We start from the raw sequence: 9,985 nt of genomic DNA on the forward strand, positions 1-9,985 counted from the left end.
CCCGGGGGAGGCGCCGCCGTTGCCGCTCCGCCGGAACGGGTGGTCCGGGGCGGTGTCAGTCGCGGTACTCGCAGAGGTAGGCCGTGTCGGCTTCGACCTTGAGCTGGAACGTGCTGTCCGCCGGGACGTCGAAGCGCTCGCCGGTCCGGAAGGTCTCCCAACCGTCGGCGCCCGGCAGCCTGACGGTCAGCGCGCCGTTGACCACGTGCATGACCTCGCGGGCGGCGGTGCCGAACTCGTACTCCCCGGGGGCCATGACGCCGATGGTCGCGGGACCGTCCTCCGTCGTGAAGGCGATCGACTTGACCGTGCCGTCGAAGTACTCGTTGACCTTGAACATGGGGGTCCTCCTGGGAGACGGGCGGAGCCGGGCGGCCGGCTCGTCGCGCCGGCCGCCCGGTGGGCAAGGCTAGCGAGAGCAGCTGTTCCTCCGAGCAGGCGGGAGTGCCCACGCGCCCACGGCCCCCACCCGCGGGTGAGCACGCCCCCGGATTACTGGTCGTGGCACCGGCGTGCGAGATGGACGGTGATGTCGGCGGCGATCTCGACCGTCCCGGGCAGCACCCGCAGCAGCCGGCCGAACAACAGCTCCCGGTCCCCCGGCGCCAGCATGAGGTACGCCGAGATCGTCGACAGCAGGCCCACGTAGTCGCGCGCGCTCATGCTCAACCGCCGTTCGATCACCGACTGTCGGACGTCGGTGAACCACGCGGACCGCCGCAGCTCCGTACCCGGCCACCGCATGTCCGGCTCCTCGTCCGGGGGCGGTACGTCGTCGCGCTCCAGGAACGGCGCCCGCGCGGCGCGCACGGCCTCCTCCACGGACGGGTCGACGAGTTCGGTCGGCCCGCCGAACGACGCGAACACGCCGCCGGGCTCCACCAGCGCGGCCATGTGCGACCACCGGCCCTCCGGCCTCGTCCAGTGCAGCGCCGCCGCGGCGTAGACCAGTCCGTAGCGCTCCCCCGGCCGCACGTCCTCGAACGCGGCCCGCGCCGTCCGGACGCTCGCCGGCACGTGCCTGCGCAGTTCGGCGAGCATGCCCTCGTCGGGCTCGGTCGCGGTGACCGCCACGCCCCGCCGGGCGAACAGGCGGGTCGCCTTGCCCGTGCCGGCGCCGACCTCCAGAGCGGTCCGCACCGGCCGGCCCGCGTAGGCCACCACCAGGTCGAAGAGCTCCTCGGGATACCCCGGGCGGAACCGTTCGTAGGCTTGCGCCACTGCCCCGAAACTCAACGCGCGACCAGACATGCCGAGATCCTGGCACGCGCCGCGCCGTCGGCGCACGGCTTGTCCGCGCGATCCGGCCGCCCGGCAGTGGCGGGCCGAGCGGAGTGGGGCCTGCCCCGCCGAGGTGCTCGGCACCTTCCGGCGTGACGACCTGCCGGGGGGTCGGACCGCCGGCGGTCCGCCCCCCGGAGGCTGGGCGGGTGTGCTACCAGGTGACGGTGTCGTAGATCTCCTTCTTGGCGAGAGTGATCCAGATCGCCTCGGGGTCCCTCTTCGGCACCGACATGAACCTCTCCCCGGCGGGCCGGGCACGGCGGCGCCCCGGAGGGCGGGCGCCGTCGTCGGCGCCCGCCCTCCGGGGCCGGTGGGTCAGTCCCAGGGGTTGGCCGACTGGCCGCTGATGGCGGTCCAGAAGCGGGTGTTGGCGGGCAGGGTGCCGTTGGCCCACAGACCCCAGCCGGTGCCGTCGTGGAACTCGGCCATCCGGAAGCCGGCGCCGAAGACGGTCGCGCACTTCTGGTCGGCGACGGCGCGGCTGGTCAGCTCGTAGCCGGGCAGCGCCGGGGTGACCTTCACCTCGCCGCCGACCCAGCTGTGGAAGCCGCTGGTGGGGACGCCCGCCGGAGCGGGGCGGCCGTCCTGCCTGATGCAGAGCACCGGCAGCACGGCGTTCGCCGCGGTGTCGCCGTTGTACGGGTCGCTGTTGGTCAGGTTGTCGAAGCCGACGTGCACCACGTTGTCGGCGCGCTGCTCCAGGGTGCCCCAGGTCATGCCCTTGTGCTGGCCCGGAGGAGCGTGGAAGACCGCGTCGTAGGTGCTGCGGTAGACGTCCCACTGCTGGTAACTGCCGCCGTCACAGCCCCTCAGGACCAGCTTCCAGCCGCCGAAGTTCTTGCGCGAGTTGTCCAGGCAGTCCGACGTGCCCACGTTCTTCAGCCGCAGGCCGACCAGGTCGTACAGGGCCGGCTCCGCCTCGAACGGGGTGATCTCCCACTGCTGCCTGGTGTAGCCAGCCACACAGCCGGTGGTCATCGGCAGGTCGTCGGCCGTCAGACAGAGGACGCCGTCCGGGCTGCTGGTGGTGACGGTGAACCGCTCGGGGTAGCCCGCGACGCGCTTGATCACCCACATACCGGGGTTGTCGGACGGCGCGCAGGGGTGCATGTCCTGGATCCCCGACCTCGCGTCGGGGCAGCGCTGGGAGTACTGGTTGAACAGGACCGACGCCGGGGTGTCGGCGGACGCGCCGCCCGGCAGCAGGAGCAGCCCGGTGAGGGCGAGCAGGACCGCGAGCAGGGTACGCCTGAGGGATACGAGCAAGAGTGCCTCCGGAAGCCGTCGGTACGGGGAATGCCGGATCCTGCGCGGGAACGCCCCTTCGCAGTGGCCGGCCACGCGCCAGTTTGTCCGTACGCGGCCAAGGCCGGTATCCCAGCCTTCTGGGATACCCGCTGGACGGCGACCGGTGCCGCACGGCCCCGCGCCGCCGCCCGCGGACAGGCCTCGCCGCCGATCGGCCGCGACACCCCGAGGGCCCTCCGGCGACACCGATGGCGCCCTTGCGCATACGAAGGGAGGCCTCCCCGCCGCCGGTCGCCGAGCCCGGCCCGCCTATGCTGGACGCCGCCCGAGCCGTCCGGCCGCCACGGCGGCCAGGCGGAGCGGAACGACGGGGGAACGGACCCATGACCGGGGACCAACGGGGGGAACGCAGTGCCAGCAGAACACGAGGAATCCGGCGCGTACGCCGACGACCACCGGGCGGACCCCGAGTCCATCGGGAGCCCGCCCAGCCACACCGAGTACCCGGACGACGCCGAGGACATCGAGGACGAGGAACCGCCGCGCCGCTCCGCCGGACGCCGGGTCTGGCAGGGCGCGCTGGCGGCAGCCGTCGTGGGGCTGCTGGCCGCCGGCGGGTACGGGGCCTACAACGTGGTGAACGCCGTGACGGGCAACGGCCCGGCGGCCGGTGACCACCAGGAGTCCCCGGCCGCGGCCGCGTCGGCGCAGCCGGCGCCGACCGCCGCGGAGGCCGACGCGGTGGCGAAGGACTTCCTGGCGGCCTGGGGCCGCGGGGACGTCGCGGCCGCGGCGGCGCTCACCGACCGCCAGGACACCGCGCGGACCGCCCTGGCGGCGTTCCGCGACGCGGTGAAGCCGCGCTCGTTGACCTTGGCCGGGACCGGCCCGGTGGCGTCCGCGACGCCGAGCGAGCCCGCGGTGGGCTTCCGGGCGAAGGCGGAGTTCGAGGGCACCGCGGAGGCCTGGGAGTACGACAGCGCGCTGACGGTGCTGCGGGCGGCCGACGGGAGGGTGGCCGTGCGCTGGTCGCCGCACGTGATCCACCCGCATCTCGACGCGGGCGAGACGATCGGCATCAAGCTGCTGCCCGATCCGGTGGCGAAGCCGGTCGACCGGAACGGCAAGCCGCTCGACGCGTTCCCGTCGCTCAGGAGCGTGCTGCCCCAGATCACCCCCACCCGGGGCGGGTCCAGCGTCGACGGGCAGGCCGTGGTGATCTCCGACGGCGGTGCGAAGGCACCGGAGCAGCTGTTCGTGCTCACCCCGGCGAACGCGCCGGAGATCAGGCTCACCCTGGACGCCGGCCTCCAGCAGGTGGCCGAGGAGGCGGTGAAGAAGCAGGCCGCGGGCGGGAAGCCGGCCTCGCTGGTCGCCGTCCAGCCGAGCACCGGCCACATCCTCGCCCTCGCGTACTCCTCGCCGGACGGGTTCAACCGCGCGGTCGGCGGCGGGCAGCCGCCGGGGTCCACGATGAAGGTGATCACCTCCGCCGCCCTGCTCCAGGCCGGGGTCGGGCCGGACACCGTGGTGCCGTGCAAGGAGACCACCAACTCCCCGCGCGCCTGGCACAACGACGAGCCCGGCGACTTCCCCGGCTACACCCTGACCGACGACTTCACCCACTCCTGCAACACCGGATTCATCGACAAGGGCCTGGAGAAGCTGCAGCTCGGGACGGTGCCCGAGGTCGCCCGCAACCAGTTCGGCCTCGGCCTGGAGTGGCACATCGGCATCCCGAGCAGGGACGCCACCATCCCGGTGCCGAAGAGCAAGGACGAGGCGGCCGCCACCTTCATCGGCCAGGGCCAGATCCAGGTGAACTCGCTGCTGATGGCCTCGGTCGCGGCCACCGTGCAGAGCGGAACGTTCCGCCAGCCCGTCCTGGTGCCGGACGCGAAGCGGGTGACGGCCCCCGGCAGGCTTCCCGAGGGCGTCGCACGGGACCTGCGGGCGATGATGGCGAAGACCGCGACCCAGGGCACCGCGCGGGCACCGATGTCCGGGCTGTCCGGGCGGATCGGCGCCAAGACCGGCACCGTCGAGGCCGGTGCCGGCAAGGGCACCAACAGCTGGTTCATCGCCTACCGCGACGACCTCGCGGTGGCGGCCGAGGTCGAGGGCGGCGGCCACGGCAACAGCGCGGCCGGCGTGGCCGCGGCCGAGGTCCTGAAGGCCGGCGGCAAGGGCTGACACCGTCGGTCGGTCCGGTGCCGGCACCGGACCCGTCGAACAGCCCACCCCCGCGTTCGTCCCGGGCGACGAACGCGGGGGCTTAGCCTGGTCCGCGGGTACCGAGCCGGGGGCGCGGTCAGGCCCCTAACCTGCGGAGATGATCAGGCACATGGCGACGCACTCCGCCGGCGGCCTGGGCCGGGTACTGCGGGACCTCGGCCCCACGCTGCTCGACCTGCTGCACGGCGACGTCGGCCTGGCCCCGGAGATCGGCGGCGTGGGGATCCACGACCCGTACGACGAGCAGCAGTACCCGCCGCGGGCCATCGTGCTCGGGGCCGGCGTCCGGGGCTCCGAGGAGATCGTCCGGCTGCTGCACGAACTGGCGACCCACCGCGTCGCGGCCCTGGTCGTACGGGGGCCCGTCGGGGACGGGCCGGTCGGGAGCGGGCCGGCCAGGAGCGAGCCCGTCGGGGACGGGCCGGTCGAGGACGGCGAGGCCCTCGCGCGGGCGGTGTCCGAGACCGGGATACCCCTGCTCGCCCTGACCCGCGGCGCCTCCTGGGCCCAGCTGGCGGCGATGCTGCGCACCCTGCTGGCCGAGGGCGACATCGGGGACAGCGGCGGGCAGACCCTGGGAGGGGTGCCCTCGGGCGACCTGTTCGCCCTGGCGAACGCCGTCGCCACCCTGCTGGACGCGCCTATCACCATCGAGGACCGCTGCCAGCGCATCCTGGCCTTCTCCGGCCGCCAGGACGAGGCGGACCCCGCCCGGGTGGCCACCATCCTGGCCCGCCAGGTCCCCGACCGGTACGTGCGGCTCATGGAGAGCCGCGGCGTCTTCCGGGAGATCTACCGCAGCGAGGACCCGGTGCGGATCGCACCGGCGGCGGTCGGCGAGGGCGAGACGGCACTGCCGCGCGTGGCGATCGCGGTACGGGCGGGCGACGAGGTGCTCGGCTCGGTGTGGGCCGCGGTCCGCGAACCGCTCACCCCCGCCAGGGAGGCCGCGTTCAAGGACGCCGCGAAGCTCGTCGCCCTGCACATGCTGCGCCACCGCGCCGGGGCCGACGCCGAGAACCGGCTGCGCACCGACCTGGTCACCACCGTGCTGGAGGGCGGGGCCGGCGCGCCCGACGCGCTCGGCCGGCTGGGCCTGGCGAACGAGCCGACCCTCGTCATGGCCCTGGGGCTGGCAGACCGCCCGGGTGAGGACCACGCCCACGTCACGGCGGAGCGGCAGCGCCTGGCCGGCGCGCTGGCCATCCACCTCACCGCCGTCCAGCCGCGTTCGGCGGTGGCCCTCCTGGGCGACGTGGCCTACGCGCTGTTCCCGGTGCGGGGCGAGGCGGCCCATCGGCGCGAACGTGCCGTACAGGTGGCCTCGGACTTCCTGGAGCGCACCGGGAACCGGACGGGCGCGGTCATCGGCATCGGGTCGGTGGCGGAGGAGCCCACCGCCCTGGCGCGGTCCAGGACGAACGCCGACCGCGCGCTGCGGGTGCTGTTCGAGCGGCGGTCGGGCGCGGGGGTCGCGTCGATCACGGACGTCAACACCGACGCGCTGCTGCTGGAGCTGCGCGACCTCGCCGCCACCCACGGCGACGAACTGTCCGCGCCACTGGCCCGGTTGGTGGCCTACGACGCCAAGCACAACGCCCACCTCGTCGAGACGCTGCGGGCGTGGCTGGACGCCTTCGGCGACGTGATCGCCGCCTCGGCGAGCGTGTACGTCCACCCCAACACCTTCCGCTACCGGATCCGCCGGGTGGCCGAGGTGGGGTGCCTGGACCTACAGGACCCGGCCGCCCGGTTCGCGGCGATGCTGCAACTGCGCCTGATGCCCTCGCAGCGCGGTGGTGCGGACCCCGCCTCAGGAGCGGGCGCCATCGGCTCCGGCTGACCGCCCGGGTGCCCGGGCGCTGCCGCCTCCGGCGCCGTGTCCGGCGCACCGCGGCGTCCGGGCACTTGGGTCCCGCGTACGAACGGGCCGTCCACGTTGTGACGGGACGACGAACGCGCGGCCGCCGGCGCTGCCTAGCGTGGGTGTCACCCCACCCCAGGAGGACCCCCGTGCCGGCCGACCTCGGAACCCCGCCCCTGCCCGCGCCCCCGCCCGCCGACCTCGCGCCGGAGCTCGACGCGATGCTCGCCGACCTGGAAGAGCTCGTGACCTGCGAGTCGTACTCCGCCGACCACCAGGCCGTGGCCCGCAGCGCCCGGGTCGTCGCCGCCCAGGGGGCCCGCCTGCTCGGCGCCCCCGCCCGGCTGCTGGTGAACGGCGGCGTCACCCACGTCCAGTGGACCTTCGGAACGCCCCGCGTCCTCCTGCTCGGCCACCACGACACCGTCTGGCCGGTCGGCTCGCTCAGGACCCACCCGTGGTCCGTGGCGGACGGCATCGCGCGCGGACCCGGCGTCTTCGACATGAAGGCCGGCCTGGTCCAGATGTTCCACGCCCTCGCCTCCCTCCCCACGCTCGACGGGATCTGCGTGCTCGTCACCGGCGACGAGGAGGTCGGCTCCGCCACCTCGCGCACCCTCGTCGAGGAGACCGCCCGCCGCTGCTCCGCGACCCTCGTCGCCGAGCCCTCCGCCGACGGCGGAGCGCTGAAGACCGCCCGCAAGGGCGTGTCGAGCTACGACCTCACCGTGCACGGCCGCGCCGCGCACTCCGGACTCGAACCGCGGAAGGGCGTCAACGCGGCCGTCGAACTCGCCCACCAGGTCCTCGCGCTGCGGGACATCGCCGACACCGTGCTCGGGCGGACCGGACCCGGCACCACCGTCACCCCGACCCTCCTGTCCGCGGGCACCACGACCAACACCGTCCCGGCCCGGGCCGACCTCACCATCGACGTCCGGGTCCCCAGCACCGCGGCGCAGGAGACGGTCGACCACCTCGTGCACACGCTCCGGCCCCACCTGCCCGGCGCGCGCCTCGACCTCCGGGGCGGCCCCAACCGCCCGCCCCTGGACGCCACCGCCTCGGCCGCGCTGTTCACGCTGGCGGCCGAGCAGGCCGCCGCGCTCGGGCTCCCTCCCCTGCGGCAGGCCGCCGTCGGCGGGGCCTCCGACGGCAACTACACCGCCGGCGTCGGCTGCCCCACCCTCGACGGCCTCGGAGCCGTCGGCGACGGCGCCCACGCCGACCACGAACACGTCCGCACCGCCGAGATGCCGCGCCGCGCCCGCCTCCTGGCCCACCTCACCGGAGCCCTGCGATGACCGCGTTCCAGGTACGCGAACTCCACGACCTCAAGGACTTCGAGGACGTGAAGCGCCTCTACGCCGACATCTGGCGCACCGACAGCGGCGGCACACCCGTCCCGGTCGAGGTGATGCGCGCCCTCGCACACGCCGGCAACTACGTGGCCGGCGCGTACCGGGACGGCCACCTGGTCGGGGCGTCGATCGCCTTCCTCGCCGCCCCGCCCGGCACCACCCTGCACTCCCACATCACCGGCGCCGCTCCCGGCCGCGGCATCGGCCTGGCGCTGAAGCTCCACCAGCGCCGGTGGGCACTCGAGCGCGGACTGCGGCACATCACCTGGACCTACGACCCGCTGATCCGCCGCAACGCCTACTTCAACCTCGTCAAACTCGGCGCCCGGCCCACCGAGTACCTGGAGTCCTTCTACGGCCGCATGGACGACGCCATCAACGGCGGCGACGACTCCGACCGCGTCCTGGCGACCTGGGACCTGAGCGCCCCGCCGGTCACCGCGACCGTCGCCGGCACCTGCCCGCCCGTCACCGCGCCGCCCGGCACCGCTCACGCCGTCCGCGACCGCGACGGCCGGCCCGAGACCGGCCCGATCGACGCCGAGTGCGTCCTCATCGACCTCCCCGAGGACATCGAGGCGCTGCGCCGCACCGACCCCGGCGCGGCCCGGGCCTGGCGACTGGCCGTCCGCCACACCCTGGGCGAGCTGCTCGCCGACGGTGCCCGGGTCACCGGCCTCCACGACCGGCGCTCCTACCTCGTCCGACGCACCGGCGCCACCGCCCCGCGGACGACCCTGACCACGACCCTGACCTCGACCGCCACCTCGACCGCCACCACGACCGCCACCCCGACCCTCGCCAGGAGCCACCAGTCATGAAGATCTCCGGGATCGAACTCCGCCGGATCCAGCTGCCGCTCGTCTCGCCGTTCCGCACCTCCTTCGGCACCGAGACCGGCCGCGACGTCCTGCTGGTCCGCGTCGAGACCGCCGACGGCGAGGGCTGGGCCGAGTGCGCCGCGATGTCCGAGCCGCGCTACTGCTCCGAGTACGTCGACGGCGTCCAGGACGTCCTGCGCCGGTTCCTCGTCCCCGCGCTGCCCAAGGACGGCATCGACGCCCACACCGTCGGCCGGGTGCTGGAGCCCTTCACCGGCCACCGGATGGCCAAGTCGGCCCTGGAGACCGCCGTCCTGGACGCGCAGCTCCGGGCATCGGGCGAGTCCTTCGCCCAGTACCTCGGCGCCTCCCGCGACAAGGTCCCCTGCGGGGTCTCGGTCGGCATCATGGACTCGATCCCCGAACTCCTGGACGCCGTCGACGGCTACGTCGCCGAGGGCTACGCCCGGATCAAGCTGAAGATCGAACCCGGCTGGGACGTCGAGCCGGTCCGCGCGGTCCGCGAGCGCTTCGGCGACGACCTCCTCCTGCAGGTCGACGCCAACGCCGCCTACACCCTCGTCGACGCCCGGCAGCTCGCCGAACTCGACGCGTTCGACCTGCTCCTGATCGAGCAGCCGCTCGCCAACGACGACCTCGTGCAGCACGCCCGGCTGGCCGAACTGCTGAGGACCCCGATCTGCCTGGACGAATCCATCGAATCCGCCGCGGACGCCGCGGCCGCCATCTCGCTCGGCTCGTGCTCCGTCATCAACATCAAGCCGGCCCGGGTCGGCGGCTACCTGGAGGCCCGCCGCATCCACGACCTGGCGCGCGCCCACGGCATACCCGTCTGGTGCGGCGGCATGCTGGAGACCGGCATCGGCCGGGCCGCCAACGTCGCCCTCGCCGCCCTCCCCGGCTTCACCCTGCCCGGCGACACCTCCGGCTCCCACCGCTACTTCGCCACCGACATCACCGAGCCGTTCGTCCTCGCCGACGGCCACCTCGCCGTCCCCACCGGCCCCGGCCTCGGTGTCGAACCCCTGCCCGACCTCCTGAAGGAGGTCACCACCTCCACCGAGTGGATCGCCCTGTAACCGAACGCGGGGAGGATGTCCCGCCGATCGGCCGCGCCGACCGGCGGCGGTGGTCCACCGAACCGGTGGACC

Annotated in this window: 8 protein-coding genes; 5 read left to right on the forward strand and 3 right to left on the reverse strand. The window is 74.4% G+C overall.

The features are described 5' to 3' along the window. Positions 1 to 55: 55 nt before the first annotated feature. The 3 genes from ACFWA9_RS35940 to ACFWA9_RS35950 form a co-directional block, all read right to left on the reverse strand. Positions 56 to 340, reverse strand: a complete 285-nt coding sequence (locus ACFWA9_RS35940; protein ID WP_380393175.1) for a pyrimidine/purine nucleoside phosphorylase — start codon at positions 338 to 340, stop codon at positions 56 to 58. A gap of 152 nt (positions 341 to 492) precedes the next feature. Continuing rightward, positions 493 to 1,221 carry a class I SAM-dependent methyltransferase gene (locus ACFWA9_RS35945; protein WP_380393178.1) on the reverse strand — a complete coding sequence of 243 codons (729 nt, stop codon included), beginning with the start codon at positions 1,219 to 1,221 and terminating at the stop codon, positions 493 to 495. Positions 1,222 to 1,599: 378 nt separating this feature from the next. Next, positions 1,600 to 2,550, reverse strand: coding sequence for a hypothetical protein (locus ACFWA9_RS35950; protein WP_380393180.1), 951 nt, complete (start codon positions 2,548 to 2,550; stop codon positions 1,600 to 1,602). A 393-nt stretch (positions 2,551 to 2,943) separates the two neighbouring features. Between ACFWA9_RS35950 and ACFWA9_RS35955 the strand changes: the two genes are divergently transcribed. The 5 genes from ACFWA9_RS35955 (at position 2,944) to menC (ending at position 9,913) form a co-directional block, all read left to right on the forward strand. Beyond that, the gene (locus ACFWA9_RS35955; RefSeq protein ID WP_380393182.1) at positions 2,944 to 4,725 is read left to right on the forward strand and encodes a penicillin-binding transpeptidase domain-containing protein; all 1,782 of its coding nucleotides are present in this window, start codon (positions 2,944 to 2,946) and stop codon (positions 4,723 to 4,725) included. Positions 4,726 to 4,876: 151 nt separating this feature from the next. After that, entirely contained in the window at positions 4,877 to 6,610 is a 1,734-nt protein-coding gene (locus ACFWA9_RS35960; RefSeq protein ID WP_380393185.1) for a PucR family transcriptional regulator, read from the forward strand. Between the two features lie 242 nt (positions 6,611 to 6,852). Next, positions 6,853 to 7,935: a M20 family metallopeptidase gene (locus ACFWA9_RS35965; RefSeq protein WP_380393191.1), complete on the forward strand. Its 1,083-nt coding sequence runs from the start codon at positions 6,853 to 6,855 to the stop codon at positions 7,933 to 7,935. Next, positions 7,932 to 8,813 carry a GNAT family N-acetyltransferase gene (locus tag ACFWA9_RS35970; protein ID WP_380393188.1) on the forward strand — a complete coding sequence of 294 codons (882 nt, stop codon included), beginning with the start codon at positions 7,932 to 7,934 and terminating at the stop codon, positions 8,811 to 8,813. The genes ACFWA9_RS35965 and ACFWA9_RS35970 overlap by 4 nt, the downstream gene beginning before the upstream one ends. Next, the gene (gene menC, locus ACFWA9_RS35975; RefSeq protein ID WP_352286827.1) at positions 8,810 to 9,913 is read left to right on the forward strand and encodes an o-succinylbenzoate synthase; all 1,104 of its coding nucleotides are present in this window, start codon (positions 8,810 to 8,812) and stop codon (positions 9,911 to 9,913) included. The genes ACFWA9_RS35970 and menC overlap by 4 nt, the downstream gene beginning before the upstream one ends. Positions 9,914 to 9,985: the final 72 nt, after the last annotated feature.

It is taken from the genome of Kitasatospora sp. NPDC059973 (assembly GCF_042737525.1).
GTDB lineage: Bacteria > Actinomycetota > Actinomycetes > Streptomycetales > Streptomycetaceae > Kitasatospora.

What these genes read in the sequence shown, in the direction of transcription:
- menC (WP_352286827.1), top strand. Translation starts at nt 8,810, where the DNA reads ATGAAGATCTCCGGGATCGAACTCCGCCGGATCCAGCTGCCGCTCGTC.
- ACFWA9_RS35940 (WP_380393175.1), bottom strand. Translation starts at nt 340, where the DNA reads ATGTTCAAGGTCAACGAGTACTTCGACGGCACGGTCAAGTCGATCGCC.
- ACFWA9_RS35965 (WP_380393191.1), top strand. Translation starts at nt 6,853, where the DNA reads ATGCTCGCCGACCTGGAAGAGCTCGTGACCTGCGAGTCGTACTCCGCC.
- ACFWA9_RS35970 (WP_380393188.1), top strand. Translation starts at nt 7,932, where the DNA reads ATGACCGCGTTCCAGGTACGCGAACTCCACGACCTCAAGGACTTCGAG.
- ACFWA9_RS35960 (WP_380393185.1), top strand. Translation starts at nt 4,877, where the DNA reads ATGGCGACGCACTCCGCCGGCGGCCTGGGCCGGGTACTGCGGGACCTC.